This window comes from Gilliamella apis, from assembly GCF_002142155.1.
Taxonomy (GTDB): domain Bacteria; phylum Pseudomonadota; class Gammaproteobacteria; order Enterobacterales; family Orbaceae; genus Gilliamella; species Gilliamella apis.
Map to the genome: position 1 here is coordinate 34,187 of NZ_NASD01000009.1, position 19,301 is coordinate 53,487.

Below are 19,301 nucleotides of genomic sequence, written 5' to 3' on the forward strand. Positions count from 1 at the left end.
TTTATTGACCTTTACCTATTTTGAAATCACCACGAGGCATCGCAGAATTTGTATCTGGACCAAACCAGCGGTTATAAATAGTTAATGCTTCACCATCATTTTCAAGTTTTAACAATATTTGATTAACTTTTTCTTTTAAACGAGTTTCACCTTTTGGAACACCAACAGCTTGATATTCTTCAGTAATACTAAATGGTGAAATTTCAAAAACAGCACGTTGTTCTTCTGGGACATTTGCGAGTAAACCAATTAACTTAGCATCATCTTGAGTAATAGCTTGTACCACTCCATTACGTAATGCTGCAAAAGCAAAAGGCGTATCATCATAAGAAATCACTTTAGCGGTTGGGAACTTTTCACGTAACGTAATTTCCATTACAGTCCCTTTATCAGCCCCTATACGAAGATTTTTAAGATCATCAGCTGTTTTTAACAATCCTTTTTTAGCCACAAACTTCTGACCAGTGGCAAAATAAGGCAAACTAAAATCAACTGTTTTAGCTCGCTCATCAGTAACCGTAAAGTTGGCAACGATCAAATCCGCTTTTTGCGAGGTAAGTAATGGAATACGATTAGCTGGATTAGTTGGAACAAGTTCCACTTTTACATTTAATGCTTTAGCTATTTCATTAGCATAATCAACATCTAGCCCGGCAATTTTATTGGTTTTTTCATCAATAAATCCAAACGGAGGATTACTATCAAATACAGCAATCTTAATCTCACCTCGTTTTTCAATATCGTCTAAACGATCTGCATAAGCAGTGTTCACGCCTAATAATGTGCTAATCAAAGCTACAGCTGTTAATGATTTAGTTAGAAATTTCATGACAACATCCTTAATAAGAGAGGTATTTACATAAAAAGTCTAACAATAAATAGTCTTTAGGATAAATAACAAATATTTACATCTATATAACTATTGGTTATATGTTTAAAGTTAAATTATATTAAAAATAATAAAAACGCCGAAAATTGGCGTTTTTATTATTTCAATATTGAATTTTAAAAAATCATTTTTCTTTTAACTTATTTATACTTGTAACGATATCTTTTTTGGTCCCAAATGCTCCCGCTTTTGTTACAATTTTAATATTACCATAACGTTCATGAATTAATGTTGACATCACAATTCCGGGGGATATTTCTTGCTTAATACAACATCCTGCAGCTTGAATTTTATTAACAATATTAACGGCAGTATCACCACCGGTTAAAAACAATCCAGAAATAGAGACATTTTTTAATACAATATCTACAATAGATCCTAAACATTCTTTAACTTTAGTTATTGCATCATGAAAAAGAATACCATTTTCTTCTGAAAATGCTAAAGTCTGTTCATAATCAGATTTACTCTTACAGGTTGTTAAGATTACATCCTTTTTTTGAGACAATTTTAAGCAAATTTCTTCAGCATATTTATTATATGTTTCATTGTTAAATATATCAGCAGGTTCAATTTTTACAATATTAATTCCTTCTGACTCAGCATAATTTATTTGTTCAATTGATACTTGACTAATACTTGCAACAACACCTAGAACAGGATCTGTGGGATATAATGAGTTGAAAAGGCCTTCAGCTAATCCAGCGCTTCCAACATATAGAATTTTTTTATTAAGCTTCAATAGGATTTTTGATAAATCTGATATCTGTTTATCTGATACTATATCTATAACATGTAAATACTCATCAGAAATATTGAAACAATTATTATCTAACTCAGATACCTCATGATATCTGACTGATTCTTTAAATGCTTGATTAAGAATTTCTGCTAAATTATCAGTTTTAATAGGACTTAAAGGATCTTTTGTCAATTCAGTATTCATTAATGGTTCATCATTTAAATACTGTTTTCCATTTTTAGTAATACGATTCATTTTGGGAAATGCGGGAGCAAATACAATTAAATCAGGGTGATAAACATCTGCAATAGCTCTGATTTCATGAGCTATATTTCCTCTTAAAGTTGAATCTACTTTTTTATAAATAATATCAAATTTACTTAATGCACAAACTTCTGATACCATTTTAAATACTTTATAATATGAATCGTTAGCATTAAGGTTTCTTGATTCAGTATCAAGCACTATTGAACTTGAATGAAATGCTGGAGACAATAATACATCTACATTTATCCCTCTTTTTTTCATCTGTATTCCTGTATCATTTGCCCCTGTAAAATCATCTGCAACAATCAAATATTGGGTTGTCATTATATTTACTCCTATTTAGCTTTCATTTCTAGTTTTGCTTTTTTCTTATTTTCTAACTTATTTAAAAAGCTAACTAAGATTGGACATAAAACTGCAGTAACAATAACAGCAGCAGCTACCTGTGCAGTTGCCTGAGGCATTATTTCAGCAAAAGTAGGATCAACAGCTGCTACAGCTGCTGGAGTAGCAACTGCATTTCCTGCGGTTGCACCTACAGCAGCCCCTACTTGCGGAAATTTAAAACGAAATAGTTTAAAAGCAAAATATCCTGCAAAACCTGTAATAAAAACACAGCTAATACCTAGTAAAATACCTGACATACCAGCATTAATAAGTTGATTAAAATTGAGAGCAGCACCTAAAGGAAAAGCAAAAAGAGGAATCAAAATACTTGTACCTGGAGCTAAAAATTTCCTAATATTATCATCTAAATTTCCAAGAATTAATCCCAGTAGAATAGGAACTAAGGCTGCTAATAAGACGGTAAATGAAATTTGAGCTAGACCTGTTGCTCCAAAAGCCAACATAGTAAAAAAAGGACCATCAGATAACGCGATGACTGATACAGCCCCAACATCAGTTGAATCTCCATACTCTCCAGCAAGTGCTGCATACAACCCACCATTTTTATTGGTTAATGAAGCAATTATTGCTAAAGGTGTAATTCCTAACACACCATATATACCCCAAAAATAATTTACGATGATACCTAATATTGCACCAATTAAAACTTTAACTAATAATAAGATAACTCCTTTTAGAACAGGTAAACCTGCCTGTTTTATCTGTATTTGTGCGCCATTACATAATAAAAACGCAGCTAATAAAGCTGGAGCTCCTGTTTTTAATAATGCTTCAGTGAATCCTCCAATTGAAAAAACTTGTGGAGCAAAAGTATTAGTAATAGCTCCAAGAACCAACGGAACAACCATCAATCCGCCAGGTATTTTTTTTACCGTATTTAAAATATTCATATTAATTCCTTTGAAATAATAATTGGTACTTCTTTACAAATCATCCACTAAATATGATTCAAATAAATCATTTTGATTTATTTGAATCATATATTATCAATAATAGCATTTAATTATATTTAAAATGATTAGTTTTATGACCAAGATCACACAAATATTATTTATGATTAAATTTAATCAAATTAAGTGGATTTTTCAAATTAAAAAATATATAGTTTAGAAAGATTAATATTTGAATTTAAAATTTCATATAAGGAGATAAATTGTGTCAAAAATCATAGCGATAACTATGGGAGATCCAGCAGGAATTGGGCCGGAAATTATTGTCAAAGCATTACAATCAGATATTTTAAAAAACATAAAATCTGTGGTAATTGGTTCGGCTGATTTATTAAAAAAACAATTAAAAATGGGATTATTTAAGAACATTAATCTTAATATAATCAATAGCGTTAGCGAAGCAGATTTCTCAAAAAATGTGATTAATATAATTGATATAAAATTGGAAGATATCGATTCATTGCAACCAGGAAAAATTCAACCACAAGCGGGAGATCTAGCTTATCGATGTGTAAAAAAAGCAACAGAATTAGCTCTTGCGGGCGAAGTTACGGCAATTGCAACAGCACCACTAAACAAAGAGGCACTACACTCGGCAGGACACATGTATCCAGGACATACTGAGTTATTAGCTAAACTCACTAATAGTAAAGATGTCGCAATGGTACTTTATACTGATTCACTAAAAGTGATTCATGTTACCACACACGTTTCACTACGAAACTTTTTGGATAAATTAAGTAGTGATAGAATTGAAAAAGTAATTAAAATTGCTGATGACTTTCTTAAAAAAGTAGGAATTTCTGATCCCAAAATTGCTGTAGCTGGTGTTAACCCCCATGCAGGAGAACATGGCCTATTTGGTGATGAAGAAATAAAATTTGTTACACCTGCTATTGAAAAAATGCGGCTTTGTGGCATTGATGCTATTGGTCCATGTGCACCTGATACAGTATTTTTACAAGCCCATCAAGGTAAATTTGATATGGTTGTCGCAATGTACCATGACCAAGGTCACATCCCACTTAAATTATTAGGCTTTTATGATGGGGTAAATATCGCAGCCGGACTACCATTTATTAGAACATCAGCCGATCATGGCACCGCATTTGATATTGCATGGCAAGGTATTGCAAAAGCCGATAGTATGATAGAATCAATCCGATTAGCGGAACTGTTATCATAGTGAACAATATTAATAAACATAGCAAAACAAAAAGGAGAATTTTCAGTGGGTAAATACAATCGACTTGATCAAATCATGGATTATCTTAAGATTCATAACTTAGTCACAGTCGAAGAGTTAGTTATAGCTACTGAAGCCTCTCCTGCCACAATTCGTCGTGATTTAATTAAATTAGATCAACAAGGAGTAATTAGTCGAACTCATGGAGGAGTTACTCTAAATCGTTTTATTCCTAGTCAACCAACTACATCTGAAAAAATTCATAAAAATTTTAATGAAAAACAGCTTATTGCAGATGTTGCAGCCGAACTAATAAAAGCTGGAGACTCAATAGCGCTTGATGCTGGGACAACAACTTTGGAAATTGCTAAAAGAATTACCCAAATGCCTGTCAGAGTTATTACATCAGATTTGCATATTGCTCTTTTTTTATCTGAGTTTAAACAGATTGAGGTGACCATCATTGGCGGTAAAATTGATGATAGTAGTCAATCATGCATCGGTGAACATGGACGTTCATTGCTACTACAAATTAATCCTGATATTGCATTTATAAGTTGTAATTCATGGAGTTTAAGTAAAGGTGTAACTGCACCAACTGAAGACAAAGCATTAATTAAAGCAGGATTTGCTCAAAAGGCGGATAAAGTAGTACTTGTCGCAGATAGCAGTAAATACAATTCTTATTCTTTATTTACCTCTATACCACTCAATCGTTTTACCGATATTATTACCGATAACCATTTAGATACTGAAACAGTACAAAATCTTCAAAGCCAACCATTTAAGTTACATATTGCCAGTTAATATATTTCACAGATAAATCAATAAAAAATAAAATTCATTTATCTGTGATATTTGCCTTATTCTTCAATTATCCAACTATTTCACTATCTACAAAAAAATAGGCAATTTCTCTTTCGGCGGATGAAATAGAGTCTGAACCATGTACTGCATTTTCTGTGGTGTTATCGGCAAAATCAGCTCTTAATGTTCCTTGCTCAGCGTTACTTAAATCGGTAGGTCCCATTAATTGGCGATATTGGTAGATGGCATCTTCACCTTCAAGCACTTGTACAACTATTGGACCTGAAATCATAAAATTAACTAATTTATCAAAAAAAGGCTTATTTTGATGTTCAGCATAAAAGCCTTCAGCTTGAGACTTTGTCAGCTTAATCATTTTCATAGCAATGATTTTGAGTTTTGCTTTTGATATTCGAGTTTCAATCTCACCTATGACTTGTTTGTTAACTGCATTGGGCTTAATGATTGATAATGTGCGTTGTATAGCCATATGAGAATTCCTTTATTAATCTGATATAAAAGTTAATCGAACAATTTGACCACTTTCATCTAATAATAATAAACGATGTATCCCCTTTTTGGTCACTGTTAAAGCAATTTTTTCATTATTATGGGAATTAGCTACTAAATCGCCATCTAAAAACCACCATTTTTCACCATAACCACCTTCTGGAATTAGATCAACAGTCACTTGATTAAATCCTGGTAAAGCTCTAATCAATTGTTTATCACGTAGCCCAACAATATTGAGAGAAGAAAAGATATCCTTACCCATTACAGGACATGTTTTATCTATTGGAGGTAATATTGATTTCCTTCGTTCTTTAGTTAGTAACCAATTTTCTAATGAAACAGGCCATAATGCTACCTGTTTTTTTTGTGCACCTAAACAATCAGCTGCGACACGTTCACCTCGTTCATTTACCCAAATATTTATCCAACCAGAACGGTAAATGTTGTTTTTCAATTCGCTATAAGTACTTAATGTTGGTGGTACCATTTTATCCAATACCCATGCTGTTTTTTGCCGATGACAATTCGCATCCGATTCTGGAAGAGGTTGTCCTAATGGCCAGCAGATTTTCATAGAAGAAACTGATTTAGGCATTTCATTATCAATAATAGGTCGATTCAAACGAGTTTCTCTGTTTAATAATATTGAATTCACTTGCTGTAAAATTGGCATTGCTGACATTGAACCATATTGTCCAGGAACAGGAGTACCGTCTGGTCGCCCTACCCAAACACCGATTAAGTACCTTGGATTGATTCCAATTGCCCAAGCATCCCGATAACCATAACTGGTACCAGTTTTATATGCTAATAAATTACTATTAATTAGCATTTGTCTTGTTATCCAAGCGCTACCATCAGAAATAAGTGGTTTATTTATTAAAGGTTCTTTTTGAGTAAATCGTAACGGACTCACCTCACCATGCCGAGCAAAGGCACTGTAAGCACTAACAAGATTATCCATTTTTAACGAAGCCCCACCTAATATATAAGAAATATTTGGTTCATTAGCAATAGAGGATAAGGGTAAACCAATACCAGCCAGTTTGGCGGTAAATCGCTTTGGACCATATAATTCAATTAACTGAACTGCTGGTAGATTCAGTGATTTACTTAATGCCTCTGATGCGCTAACAGGGCCATAAAAACCTTCATCAAAATTAGTTGGTCGATAATCTGACGTTATACGAGGAACATCTTGCAATAAAGATTCAGAATGAATCATACCCTCATCAATAGCAAAGGCATAAATAAACGGTTTTAATGTAGAACCAGGAGAACGTAATGAACTAATCATATCAATCTGGCCAAAACGTTCTTTATCATTAAAATCAGCAGAACCTACATAGCCTTTTACAGTCATATCAGTATGGTCAACAACTAAAATAGCCAGTGATGTTTTAGGAGGTAACTGTTTTTTACGGTTAATCGCTAAATCTTCTAAATTATACTGGATAGACACATCAATGGTTGAATGTATAATATCCTCATTAGGATATTGCTGTTTTAGTCGATAAGCTAATAATGGAGCCAACTGCGGAGTCTTTCGTGGATAAACCCAAACCTCATCTCGTCGGACTTGTTCAATCAAATCATTTGACCATACTTGATATTCAGCCAATCTATCTAGGACTTTGTTACGCGCTTGCTTAGCTCTTTCAGGAAACCGATCAGGTCGTAATCGACTAGGAGCTTGAGGTAAAACGGCTAATAAAACAGCTTCACTACGGGTTAATGCTTTGGGTTGTTTACCAAAATAAGACCAGCTTGCAGCCCCTATGCCTTCGATCGTGCCACCATAAGGTGCATGATTAATATATAAAGTTAGAATTTCTTTTTTACTATAATGTAATTCTAATTGAAAAGTACGAAAAATCTGTTTTAACTTACCAAGCAGTGTTCGATCATGAGGATATAATAACCGAGCCACTTGCATTGAAATAGTGCTGCCACCAGAAATAATTTTATCATTTGTTATATTTTGCCAAGCAGCACGTAGTAAAGAAATTGGGTTAATACCAATATGATCGTAAAAATAACGATCTTCATAATTTAATAAAACGTCTAGATAATAGTCAGGAACTTCATCAAGACTAACTGAATAACGCCAAATACCATTTTTATCAGCAAATCGCCATAATGGCGTTTCATCTTCAGCGATAACAGTCTGCGTAGTTTTATTTTGTGAAACAGATAATGGAAAAAGATAATCAGCAACAAAAAAGCTGCCAACGAATAAAACTAGTAATATCAATAAGAATTTAAATAGTTTATAAAAGCACTTTTTCATTATCGTTATTATATTATCCAGCTAAATTTATTTAGAAATAAAAAATTCCGCCAACTATATTGGCGGAATAATCATTTTATAAAATGTAATGGTGAAATTACTTATCACCTTCTTCATTGTTATCCTTTTTACTAGGACTGGATATTGTCATCAAATCAAGTGATTGTCCTATAGCAAACCGATCTGGTCGATACATAGACTCAACATAAGGATAAGGAATCATGTAATCACCAGTAGTCACTGCTCTAACTAAATAAGCAACGCGTTTACGATATTTATTTTCATTGACATAGGTATTGATATTCACCGCAGCAACATATCTATCATCTCTAAATTCCTGATATTTAATCTCGTTAATATCCTCATTTTTTAATAAATCAGCAACCCATGGAATTGTTGATAAATTTACACTGCTATTAGCAAGATTTTGATTTTCTAGCTCCAAACCTGCAGGTAAGAAATCAACAATTAAGGCATCATGCACAGCTTTTTGAGCTGTTACATCTAAAACGACAACCATCATTGAACCTACTTCTATATTCGATGGTATTATCTCTTTACCTTGTAAATCATAATAGGTACGCTTAATAGTTAAAAAACCATCTTGCGATGTTGGTGCTGGAGGTGTTTTTTCATAGCCTGTAACAGAAAATTTAATATAAAGCGGCTCATCATGAGCAGAATTATTAATAGATAATCCTTGTGCTAATCCATCAAAATCATAGGAGTGAGAAACAACTGAATCAACATCATCAATTTTGCCATTTATTGAAACTTTGAATTGATTACCACTTTTATGTTGTTCTAATGTCCAACCAGCAATAAATAACGCATTTAATTCCTGTGTTGAGAAATAACGTTGATCATTTAATAAATCTGACAAATTATATAGATAATTTGCTTGATTATTCTGCGCCATATTATTTTCTATCAATAAAGAAAGAATTAATGACTGATCACGAACTGTACTACCATAATTACCTAACCACCTATCATTATATGTATATGGAGTAGTAAAAACTAACGGCAATAATTTGTCATAGGTTGCCTGATAACCATTTAATTTTGCTGTTACCGCTAAATGAGCTAATGGTAATGGTGAGTAGATAAATGATGTATCACTGCTCATTATTTTATCGGTTAAATAATTAATTTCATTACGCATTGCTGCAGTGATTTTCTCTTGTTTAGAAAGTATCATCAACGCATAGGCTTTAATAGATAATTTATTAAACTCAAGCACGTCTAAATCACCGTAATAACTAAGATTATTAAATGCAGAGGCATCATAAATATATTGACCAATACGCGTCATTGCAGCATCAAGCGCTTTATCATTAACCTGATATCCGCGCTCTTTAGCTTGCAATAAAAAGTCTGTCGCATAGACTGTTAGCCAATGTTCTTCTTCACTATAGTTACTCCATAAACCAAAGCTGCCATTACTACGTTGCATTGATAAAATGCGTGAAATACCTGTTTGAACTTTTTCTCGGCGCTTTTCATCAGAATCAGTTTTAATGCCTAACTGCGCCAGTTGTTCACTGTTAGCATATAAAGATGGGAATAAGCCACTCGTAGTTTGCTCTAAACAGCCATATGGGTAAGCAAATAATCTTTTAATATATTGTGCAATATTTAACGGAGGTTGATTAGAGACCACTAACTGTCCTTCAACAGTATTTTCGATTAAACCAGTTAAAGCTTGGTCTGATAATTGCCAGCTTTCATTTGCATCTACTGCTGAGACATAAGATCTTGAAGTTGCGGCATATGCAGGTCTTATACCAATTGTCCAAGAACGACTTATATTGAAATCAGAATTATCTTCAAGCAAAATGCCTTTTACATCTATCTTTATTGTTCCTTTACCATAACCGTAATCGGCAGCAACAGGAATCTTAATAATATCTTTCTGTTTACTATCTAGTTTTACAGTAACCGATTTTGTTTCATTTTGATGAAGCAAACCACTAGTTGATACCTCAACTTGCATGTTTTGCGTACTACCAGTCAAATTATGCAAATCTAACGCTAAAATCGCCTGATCACCGCCAGATAAGAATCGAGGTGTTGTTAATTCAGCAATAACAGGAGCAGCAACTTTCATCGTTTTTTCAGCTCTGCCAAAACGATTGGTATCCCATGCTTGCGCCATAATTCGTAGTTCACCATTAAAATCAGGCAATGGTAAGTTAATTATCCCTTCGCCTTCATCATTTAACTGAATAGTTTCAAGTTGTTGTGCTACAATTAGGACGTCATTTAATGGTTTTTTACCACCAGCACCCATCGCATCACCACCAAAGCTCATGTTAACATTACGACCTGAAGCTTCAATCAATTTACCATAAACATCGTAAATACTGGTATCATAGCGTTTACGACCTAAAAATCCTGTATATGGATCGGGTGTAACAAAATCAGTTATATTTAATACACCGGAATCAACTGCAGAAACCAAAACTGTGACTTTTTTATCCTTTTGAATAAATTCTTTATCCATTTTGATTTTTATTGGCACAGTAGTTTCTGGTTCAACTTGAGCTGGTGCATTGATTGCAACATTTAACTGACGGTCTGTTGTGTCAATTGGTAAATATAATAACCCAATTGCTCGTTTAACTGTTTGTACAGCAGCATCTGTCGATGGACGAACTATCATAGTACTAATATAAATGTCATGTCGTCCCCAATTTTCAATTGGAATATCAACATCTAAACCATTTTCATCAATAGTTATTGATTTTTTCCAAATGGTACCACCATTACTTTCTAAAGAGATATAACCGGAGCCAGCAACTGGTGCCTGAACATTCACTCTGGCTATATCGCCAACTTTATAAGATGGTTTATCAATAGTTAACTTAACTTGATCTGGCCGTACAGATTTTGTGCCACGAGTATTATCTTCCCAATCATAACCAGCCCAAAAACGGAAACTTGTCACAACATTAGTTTGAGGATCAACAACTTCAACGCGATAAGAGCCATAATCAGTTGGTTGGAAACTTATTTTTGTTGTACTACCTGCATCAATAGATAATTGATTTTCTGAAACCATATATTCACTAGAATTATAGTTTACTCGCCAACCATCCTCATCTGACCAAGTCCAATAATAATTACGACGTTCGCGAATCAACCGAGCTTTTAGTGAATTTGTAGCTAACTTTTCACCTTCAAGATTGATATAAGCAATTTCAAATTCGGCATTATGGTCAATGTCAACGGTAGGACGATCATAATATTCATCCTGATTCCAATCATAATATGGTGAATCTTCAAATAGCGCTCGAATTGCAGGTAATTTATCTGCCGGCCATATGGTTTGTGTCGCATAACGTGTAACCGGTCGACCTCCTGAATCAAGTAGACTTGCTTGTAAAACCAATTTAGCAGGAGACTCTAATCCAGACCAATTATCTTTGCTAACCTCAATTTGAGTTAAACCATCATCATCCAACTCAACTTCAAGAGAATCAAGCTCACGATATAGGCTTTCGTCTGTCACTTTTCCAATTTTGAAGTCAGTTAGACCAGTAACTGAATCGACGGTCTTTAAATAGAGATTAGCTTCTAAACTGTTACCTATTGCTGGTTCACCATATAAATACCAACCTTTAACATTAAAGTTAATATCTTCGTTATTAAGAACCGCCCCGTTTGTAGTGCTTTTGATTTCCATTGCCATACGCTCAGGCAAAAACTCTTCAACTTTAAAGCTCCAGTAACGATAATCATCATCGCCTAAATTAAAACGAATTGCCCATTTACCTGTTGCGGCATCATAAGGAATATCAAACGTTTGCTGATATAACCCATTTAAATCAGCATTACTTTTTAATTGGTAATTTTTAATCACTCGACTATCAGGAGAAAGAATATCAACAATGATAGGTTGATCTGGTAATGATTGCCCATCAGCATTACGTAATAATGCATTAAAATAGACGGTTTCTTCTGGACGATAAAGATCACGAGGTCCGAAAACAAACAATTGTTTTTGATAAAAAGGACTACCGGACAAATTGAAATCAGTCAAATTAAGCGCATTACGATCAATATTAACAAACGAAGTTTGCTGGCCATCACTGGCTGTTAATAACGAATAGTCATAATTATTACCTAGGTCAAATTCAGCATAACCATCTTTATCTGTTACTGCTGAAATTGTATGACATTTTTTTCTATTTTCATCTTTACGACACATTAATGATAAATCAATATTTGCTAATGGTTTACCATTATCTAAACCATGAGTCATTACTGCTATCTTAGCATTTTTATAACGATGAACTGACACACCAATATTACTAATTGAAAACAAAGTTGCTGGATTCGATTCGTTATAAATACCTGCTTCATTCATCACAGCAATATAAACACCTTCTTGATTAAGTTCAGCAATATTAGCAAGGTTTACTAAAACTGTTTCTTGTGCATTAGGTTTTGGATGAAGATCGAATCTTGATGAATAAACTAAATCAGCATATTTAGTCAATTCTTTTGAACGCCAAATCGAAAGCAAATCAATAAAACCAAAATCATCTACTAATTTAGATAATTTTTCTGGTTTAATTTTAAAAAAGTTAATATCAATTTTATTTACATTCAGCGTTGTGACAGGTAATCCGCTCATAGATTTACTTGGTAGTAATATACCCGAGCTTGCAAAACCTACTGTAGGTTGGCGGTCTTGAGTCGTAATTTCTTTTTGGTAAACAGATTCTAAATGACTGTCGTTGATAGCTGATAATAATTTATCAATGGTTAAAACCAGTTGTCGATTTGGTTGAAGATAACGATGTTTTAGCTCTAAACCATTATCAGATAATTCCCATGCTCCATCAACATTACCTGTTTTTCTATCAACTAATCTGAGTAAATTAGAAAAATTCAACTTAGGATTAAGAGGTACCGAAAAAGTCACTACTAAAGTACTTGAACCATCAATAATAACTTCAGAACTATCAATGACAGTTAATTGTTTACCTTTGTACTTTTCAATTAATTCTGGTGTTGGATTAAAGGCATTATGAGATCCAGCCTCAGCTTCAGTTAAAGTTTCTGTTGCAACAGCATTGGTTTTATTGTCAATGACATCTGTTGCTACCTCAGTTTTATCAGCCTGTAGTGAATCAACTGTTTTATCTTTCTGATTATCACAAGCGCATAGCATCAAAAATAAACTTAACACCGCTAAGTGTTTTATCAATCTCATTATTTCACCTAATCCCTTACTGTTACAACGAATGTACTGTTTTTTTATCGATATTATGCACTTTCAGACAAAGTTTAGCAAAACTTCTTTAATCAGATTTATAATTTTTTTTATAATTAAGTTATGAATTTTGTTAAAAATTTTGAGGAACGGCCTTTTTGAGAAAGAAAAAAAGGCAGTTAGAATTTACTATATTGTCAATAAACTCTAACTAGCGAATAAGTAATAACTTGTAGGTAAACTTAAAGTCAAGTTACTGAGATTTGATAAGCAATTTTTTTAAGATAAAGTTTAAAATAATTCCGTATAACGGTAAAAAGAATAATCCACAGATAATAATTTTAAAGCTATAATCGATAGTAGCAATTTCAACCCAATGCGTAGCCATAAATTCATCATTTGTTTTATAAAAGGCGATCGCAAAAAAGACGATGGTATCAATACCATTACCTAATATTGCCGATGCTGAAGGCGCTACCCACCATGCTCTATTTTTACGTAAATAATTAAACACGGTAATATCCATCAATTGACCTACTAAGTAAGCGGCAAAACTCGCTAAAGCAATCCGGAAAACAAAGCTATTAAACTCGGCTAACGCGGAAAATCCCATCCAATGGCTTTCAAAAAACAGTACTGAGATAGAATAAGAAAATAGTAAAGCGGGAATCATCACCACAAAAATAATCTTCCTCGCTAAACTCGCGCCAAAGACCCGAATAGTTAAATCGGTAGTCAAAAAGATAAATGGAAAGGTAAACGCCCCCCAAGTGGTATGGAAACCAAAAATATCAAAAGGGATTTGTACCAGATAATTGCTTGAAGCAATAACCAAAATATGAAAAAACGAAAGCCAACCAAGGGCTTTCATTTGTTGTGCGTGAGTAAATTGGCTAGTTTGTTCTGAAATAGTGTTCAGATACATAAATTTTTCCTTTTTTAATGGGGTAAGTGAACCCAGTGTTACAATTAATTTGAATGATTAAGATATTCGTTTAAACCTTTTTCGCGAAGAATACAGCTAGGACATTTACCACAACCACCATCAACGCCATAATAACAAGTATGGGTGTATTTTCGGACATAATCCAAATAACCAAGCTTATCGGCCATCTCCCATGTTTGAGCTTTAGTGAGATACATTAGTGGTGTAATAAGATTAAAGTTATAATCCATAGCCAGATTCATCGATACATTCATTGATTTAATAAAAATATCACGACAATCAGGATAGCCACTAAAATCGGTTTCACAGACACCAATAATAATATTACGTATACCTTGTTGCTTGGCATAACAACCTGCTAGAAGTAAAAACAGCATATTACGACCGTCAACAAAAGTATTCGGGTAATCCCCATCTTTGGCTGCTTTAATTTCTTGCGAGTCATCAATCAAAGCATTATTAGTGGTCTGTTTAATCACCGAAGTATCGATCACCGTTTGTTTAACGCCAAGATCTTCAGCAATCCATTTAGCTTTTTCCAGTTCAATTGCATGACGTTGACCATATTGAAAACTAATGGTTTCGACATTTTCACGACCATAATCAGCAATGGCTTGCAATAAACAAGTAGTAGAATCTTGGCCACCTGAAAAGATAACAAGAGCTTTACGATTTTGCATTTTTAACGAATCCAGTAGAAAGATTAACGATTATCGATTTTTTCAGGATAAAGGTCATGATTAGCCAAGCGATTCAAAGCTATTTGTTGCCAATCAGTACCCGCTTTTCCATAATTAACATAAGGATCGATAGATATTCCACCTCGGGGAGTAAATTTACCCCACACTTCTATATATTTCGGATCCATCAATTTAATTAGATCTTTCATGATGATATTAATGCAATCTTCATGATAATCACCATGATTGCGGAAGCTGAATAGGTAAAGCTTAAGCGATTTACTTTCAACCATTTTAATATTTGGCACATACGAAATATAAATAGTGGCAAAATCAGGTTGTCCTGTTATCGGACAAAGACTGGTAAATTCAGGACAATTAAATTTTACAAAATAATCATTTTCTGGATGTTTATTATCGAATGTTTCTAAAATTTCTGGACAATAGTCAGTAGGATAGCGAACGGATTGATCGCCAAGTAGTGTTATATTACTCATTTTTTTCCTTAGTTTTTTAGCGTGGGAGGTTCACGAACCACGTAATTAGGCGCCCACCATACTCTTTTTAAATAAAAAAGTCCAGTTTAAGCAACGTTGCGTGTCTTAACAAAAAGCACCATTAATACTAGATCAATGGTGCTTATTTATTGAGAACTTAGGTAAAAAGTGTGAGGAAAGCACTTTTTTAAGTCAAATATAAATTATTTGCTGGTCAATTGTTTGTAATAATCAGCAAGTTTATCTTTAGCATCAGCTAATTCTTTTTCGGCATCATTTAATTTCGCTTTTAATGCATCGATTGTATCTTGATGAGCATTAACTTTATCTTTTGCATACTCTTTGGTTTTTTCAGCTAATTCTTTGGTTTTATCTGTAACATCTTTAGTTTTTTCAACTACTAATCTTTTATATTTTTGTTCTAAGGTTTCATCAGTACAATTGGTATTAACTTCTTGCAATGCTTTTTCAAGACCTGTCACTTCATTGGTATTATTCGCTTTTTTGGCTTGTTCTATTTTCGTTTCAATTGCTTGCTTTTTAGCATCACAATTTAAGCCTTGGTTTTCGTCATTGCTTGATGCATAACTATTTACCGAAAATGCAGTAACTAAAGTGATAATGCTTAACTTACTTAATAACCTTATTGCTGATTTCATATTGATTCCCCTTAAGTTTATTTTCTTAATTGAACACAATCTACTTTATGATCTTTACCTTTGGTTAAAATTAAACTTGCTCGTTCCCGTGTTGGTAGGATATTTTCAATCAAATTTAATTCATTGATATCTCGCCAAAGGCGGTTAGCAATATTCACGGCCTCTTCCTCTGGAAGCTTTGAATAATGGTTAAAGTAAGAGTTAGGATCACTAAATGCCCCAGCTCTAAATTTTAAAAATCGGTTAACATACCAATCGTGTAATAGCGGTAATTGTGCATCGACATAGATCGAAAAATCGACATAATCAGAAACAAATACACGATTATTAGCTTGAGTATAGTTTATGGTGCCTTGTAAAACATTTAATCCTTCAAGAATTAAAATATCTGGACTATCAACAACAATATGTTCATCTTCAACAATATCGTAAACTAAATGAGAATAAACGGGCGCCTTAACTTCTGCTTGTCCTGACTTTACATCAGCAACAAAATTAAGTAATTTTTTGATATCATAGGATTGTGGAAATCCTTTTTTATTCATGATACCACGTTCTTCAAGATAACGGTTAGGATATAAAAAACCATCGGTTGTCACCAATGCAACTTTCCGATGCTCTGGCCAACGAGTCAACAATGCTTGTAGGACACGGGCGGTAGTGCTTTTACCAACAGCTACACTACCTGCAATACCAATAATATAAGGTATTTTTTGACTTTTCCCTAAAAATTTTGATAACACTGCCTGGCGGCTAAAACTGTTGCTTATATAATAATTGAGTAATCGAGATAAAGGCAAGTAAATTTCACTTACCTCATCCATGGATAAATCTTCATTAATACCTTGTAATGAAGTCAATTCTTCTGGCGTTAAAGTCATTGGTACCGCATTACGCAAGCTCGCCCATTCTTGTCGGGTAAATTGCATGTAAGGGCTCAAATGATTTGTCATATTTTATTCTCTATTGCTAGCTGATATAAATAATTTGGCTCAGATTATACTAAATCTATTTTTTTACAATCATAAATTGGTATTATCTCATGCTCATAGCTATATTGATGACTTACTGGTAAAATACGTTTAGTGAGTTAATTATCAGATATTAAATTGAGATTGTATGTTAAAAAATAAATCAAAACAAAAACCTAAAAAAACCCGCCAAGAGATTAATGAAGAATCTCGTGAGTTAAAGCGCAAACGTAAACATAAAGGTTTACCGAGTGGTTCACGTTTTAATGGTCAAGATAACAATCAAAATAACAAAGCAACTAAAACAATAAAAGATCCTCGTGTTGGCAGTAAAAAACCAATTTCATTGGTAATAGATGATAATTCATCTATTAAAAATATAGATAAAATTAATCAGCCCAAAATAACTAAAGCCAAGTTAACACCACAACAAGAATTAGAACAACTTGAAAATGATACTAAACTGGATCAATTACTAGATTTGGTAGAGCAAGGTAAAACCTTAACTAACGAGCAACAAACTTATCTTGATAATAAACTAAACCGTATAGACAAACTTATGCAAATATTAGGTTATGAAGATGAAGATTTCGAGGATGAGCAAGAAGAAACCAAAGAAGATATCGTCAGTCTACTTAAACGTAATTAAGTTAGTTTTAGTTAAATATGCATTATAAACATCAATAATCTTATATACAAAATAACCACGATAAAGAGTCATATACCACCATGCTACTATTGATTATGCTAGGTTTATATTTAGGATTATTTATTTGCACATTATTATATTTAAAAAAAACTAATTACATTAAATTAAAAACACAAATAAGAGCAAAACAACGTAATACAGCAAAACGTTATGGAAATGACAATGTCAAACGCAGGATTAAATAAAAATGTGATTCAAACCCAGTTATGGGATCAAGCGTTAATTGAAAAATATAACTATTCAGGTCCAAGATATACCTCTTATCCAACAGCACTTGAATTTAACGAACAGTTTACTGAACAAGATTTCATTTTAGCGACCAACCTTTATCCTGAACGACCATTATCGCTGTATGTACATATTCCGTTTTGCCATAAACTTTGTTACTTTTGTGGTTGTAACAAACTGATTACACGACAAACCCACAAAGTCACTAAATACCTTGATGTATTAGATATCGAGATCGCTAAACAGTCCAGATTATTTAAAAACCGGACTGTAACACAAATGCATTGGGGGGGCGGCACCCCTACTTTTTTAACTGATGCTGAAATTAGCCGCTTGCTCTCATCGATCAAAAAACACTTTAACTTTGCTCAAGATGCCGAACTATCCATTGAAATAGATCCAAGAGAAATAAGTCCACAAACGATTGATCATCTAGCTAATGTTGGCTTTAATCGGTTAAGTATGGGGATCCAAGATTTCAATCATGAAATTCAAAATTTAATTAATCGCGAGCAAGATGAAAACTTGATCCGTTCACTAATTACCCAAGCAAGAAAAAATAACTTTCGTTCTATTAGTCTAGATTTAATTTACGGATTACCTAAGCAAACTGTTGAAAGTTTCACCGAAACATTAAATAAAGTGATTGATATTTCGCCTGATAGATTAAGTGTTTTTAATTACGCACATTTACCTAGTCGATTTGCTGCCCAACGTAAGATCAAAGATAATGATTTACCTAATGCAAGTCAGAAATTGAAAATCTTACAAACCAGTATTGAAAAATTGACTCTCGCTGGTTACCAATTTATAGGTATGGATCATTTTGCAAAACCAACTGATGAGTTAGCTATCGCACAACAACAAAACAAGTTACATCGCAACTTTCAAGGTTATACCACTAAGGGAGATGCCGATTTACTTGGTCTTGGTGTATCAGCAATAAGTATGTTGGGAGACAGTTATGCCCAAAACCAAAAAGATTTAAGAAGTTACCAAGATCAAGTCGAACAAAAAGGGCATGGTTTATGGAAAGGATTTACCTTAAATCGTGATGATAAAATACGTCGAGATGTTATTAAACAACTTATTTGCCATTTTCAGCTTGATAAAAAACAGATTGAACAACATTACCATATCCAATTTGATGACTATTTTGCTGAAGATTTAAAACTACTTGCACCACTAGAACAAGATGGATTAGTTGTCGTTAATCAAGATAGCATCAATGTTCAATCTAAAGGCCAGCTTTTAATTCGTAATATTTGCATGTGTTTTGATATTTATATGCGTCGATTGGTGCGACAACAACAGTTTTCACGCGTGATTTAATTA

The 19,301-nt window shown here is 33.3% G+C and carries 15 protein-coding genes and 1 riboswitch; of the genes, 4 read left to right on the plus strand and 11 right to left on the minus strand.

The window, feature by feature from the left end; genetic code table 11:
• Position 1 precedes the first annotated feature (1 nt).
• The 3 genes from B6C84_RS05795 to B6C84_RS05805 form a co-directional block, all read right to left on the minus strand.
• Complete coding sequence (locus B6C84_RS05795; RefSeq protein ID WP_065577995.1) at positions 2–829, minus strand: ABC transporter substrate-binding protein; 828 nt, start codon at positions 827–829, stop codon at positions 2–4.
• A gap of 184 nt (positions 830–1,013) precedes the next feature.
• The gene (locus tag B6C84_RS05800) at positions 1,014–2,222 is read right to left on the minus strand and encodes a four-carbon acid sugar kinase family protein (RefSeq protein WP_065577996.1); all 1,209 of its coding nucleotides are present in this window, start codon (positions 2,220–2,222) and stop codon (positions 1,014–1,016) included.
• Between the two features lie 11 nt (positions 2,223–2,233).
• The gene (locus tag B6C84_RS05805; RefSeq protein ID WP_065614291.1) at positions 2,234–3,196 is read right to left on the minus strand and encodes a 2-keto-3-deoxygluconate permease; all 963 of its coding nucleotides are present in this window, start codon (positions 3,194–3,196) and stop codon (positions 2,234–2,236) included.
• A 265-nt stretch (positions 3,197–3,461) separates the two neighbouring features.
• Between B6C84_RS05805 and pdxA the strand changes: the two genes are divergently transcribed.
• Both pdxA and B6C84_RS05815 read left to right on the plus strand, forming a co-directional pair.
• Positions 3,462–4,442, plus strand: a complete 981-nt coding sequence (gene pdxA / locus B6C84_RS05810) for a 4-hydroxythreonine-4-phosphate dehydrogenase PdxA (protein ID WP_086320389.1) — start codon at positions 3,462–3,464, stop codon at positions 4,440–4,442.
• A 45-nt stretch (positions 4,443–4,487) separates the two neighbouring features.
• On the plus strand, positions 4,488–5,249 hold the full coding sequence (locus B6C84_RS05815; protein ID WP_086320388.1) for a DeoR/GlpR family DNA-binding transcription regulator: 762 nt from the start codon (positions 4,488–4,490) through the stop codon (positions 5,247–5,249).
• A gap of 67 nt (positions 5,250–5,316) precedes the next feature.
• Here the strand turns inward: B6C84_RS05815 and ndk are convergent, their stop codons facing one another.
• The 8 genes from ndk to coaA form a co-directional block, all read right to left on the minus strand.
• Positions 5,317–5,739: a nucleoside-diphosphate kinase gene (ndk, locus tag B6C84_RS05820; RefSeq protein ID WP_034901386.1), complete on the minus strand. Its 423-nt coding sequence runs from the start codon at positions 5,737–5,739 to the stop codon at positions 5,317–5,319.
• A gap of 15 nt (positions 5,740–5,754) precedes the next feature.
• Complete coding sequence (pbpC, locus tag B6C84_RS05825) at positions 5,755–8,052, minus strand: penicillin-binding protein 1C (RefSeq protein WP_065577999.1); 2,298 nt, start codon at positions 8,050–8,052, stop codon at positions 5,755–5,757.
• A 97-nt stretch (positions 8,053–8,149) separates the two neighbouring features.
• A complete protein-coding gene (locus B6C84_RS05830; protein ID WP_086354210.1) occupies positions 8,150–13,276 on the minus strand; it encodes an alpha-2-macroglobulin family protein in 5,127 nt (1,708 codons plus the stop codon).
• Between the two features lie 253 nt (positions 13,277–13,529).
• Positions 13,530–14,201 carry a 7-cyano-7-deazaguanine/7-aminomethyl-7-deazaguanine transporter gene (locus B6C84_RS05835; protein ID WP_086354209.1) on the minus strand — a complete coding sequence of 224 codons (672 nt, stop codon included), beginning with the start codon at positions 14,199–14,201 and terminating at the stop codon, positions 13,530–13,532.
• Between the two features lie 44 nt (positions 14,202–14,245).
• The gene (gene queC, locus B6C84_RS05840; RefSeq protein WP_086354208.1) at positions 14,246–14,902 is read right to left on the minus strand and encodes a 7-cyano-7-deazaguanine synthase QueC; all 657 of its coding nucleotides are present in this window, start codon (positions 14,900–14,902) and stop codon (positions 14,246–14,248) included.
• 23 nt (positions 14,903–14,925) lie between these two features.
• Positions 14,926–15,399 carry a preQ(1) synthase gene (queF, locus tag B6C84_RS05845; RefSeq protein ID WP_065578003.1) on the minus strand — a complete coding sequence of 158 codons (474 nt, stop codon included), beginning with the start codon at positions 15,397–15,399 and terminating at the stop codon, positions 14,926–14,928.
• Positions 15,400–15,401: 2 nt separating this feature from the next.
• A riboswitch (PreQ1 riboswitch) is annotated at positions 15,402–15,446 on the minus strand.
• Between the two features lie 156 nt (positions 15,447–15,602).
• A complete protein-coding gene (locus tag B6C84_RS05850) occupies positions 15,603–16,058 on the minus strand; it encodes a DUF1090 domain-containing protein (protein WP_034901394.1) in 456 nt (151 codons plus the stop codon).
• Positions 16,059–16,075: 17 nt separating this feature from the next.
• Positions 16,076–17,011, minus strand: a complete 936-nt coding sequence (coaA, locus tag B6C84_RS05855) for a type I pantothenate kinase (protein ID WP_034901396.1) — start codon at positions 17,009–17,011, stop codon at positions 16,076–16,078.
• Between the two features lie 166 nt (positions 17,012–17,177).
• Here coaA and yihI point away from each other — a divergent pair, with 166 nt between their 5' ends.
• Together yihI and hemN are read left to right on the plus strand one after the other, a co-directional pair.
• On the plus strand, positions 17,178–17,678 hold the full coding sequence (yihI, locus tag B6C84_RS05860) for a Der GTPase-activating protein YihI (RefSeq protein WP_086354207.1): 501 nt from the start codon (positions 17,178–17,180) through the stop codon (positions 17,676–17,678).
• A gap of 222 nt (positions 17,679–17,900) precedes the next feature.
• A complete protein-coding gene (gene hemN, locus B6C84_RS05865; protein ID WP_086354206.1) occupies positions 17,901–19,298 on the plus strand; it encodes an oxygen-independent coproporphyrinogen III oxidase in 1,398 nt (465 codons plus the stop codon).
• The last annotated feature ends 3 nt before the right edge of the window (positions 19,299–19,301 follow it).

Bases quoted from the DNA above. Each gene is read 5' to 3' on its own strand.
- ndk (WP_034901386.1), bottom strand. From the start codon at position 5,739: ATGGCTATACAACGCACATTATCAATCATTAAGCCCAATGCAGTTAAC.
- B6C84_RS05835 (WP_086354209.1), bottom strand. From the start codon at position 14,201: ATGTATCTGAACACTATTTCAGAACAAACTAGCCAATTTACTCACGCA.
- B6C84_RS05800 (WP_065577996.1), bottom strand. From the start codon at position 2,222: ATGACAACCCAATATTTGATTGTTGCAGATGATTTTACAGGGGCAAAT.
- B6C84_RS05795 (WP_065577995.1), bottom strand. From the start codon at position 829: ATGAAATTTCTAACTAAATCATTAACAGCTGTAGCTTTGATTAGCACA.
- hemN (WP_086354206.1), top strand. From the start codon at position 17,901: ATGTCAAACGCAGGATTAAATAAAAATGTGATTCAAACCCAGTTATGG.
- B6C84_RS05830 (WP_086354210.1), bottom strand. From the start codon at position 13,276: ATGAGATTGATAAAACACTTAGCGGTGTTAAGTTTATTTTTGATGCTA.
- queF (WP_065578003.1), bottom strand. From the start codon at position 15,399: ATGAGTAATATAACACTACTTGGCGATCAATCCGTTCGCTATCCTACT.
- yihI (WP_086354207.1), top strand. From the start codon at position 17,178: ATGTTAAAAAATAAATCAAAACAAAAACCTAAAAAAACCCGCCAAGAG.
- coaA (WP_034901396.1), bottom strand. From the start codon at position 17,011: ATGACAAATCATTTGAGCCCTTACATGCAATTTACCCGACAAGAATGG.
- pbpC (WP_065577999.1), bottom strand. From the start codon at position 8,052: ATGAAAAAGTGCTTTTATAAACTATTTAAATTCTTATTGATATTACTA.
- B6C84_RS05850 (WP_034901394.1), bottom strand. From the start codon at position 16,058: ATGAAATCAGCAATAAGGTTATTAAGTAAGTTAAGCATTATCACTTTA.
- B6C84_RS05805 (WP_065614291.1), bottom strand. From the start codon at position 3,196: ATGAATATTTTAAATACGGTAAAAAAAATACCTGGCGGATTGATGGTT.
- queC (WP_086354208.1), bottom strand. From the start codon at position 14,902: ATGCAAAATCGTAAAGCTCTTGTTATCTTTTCAGGTGGCCAAGATTCT.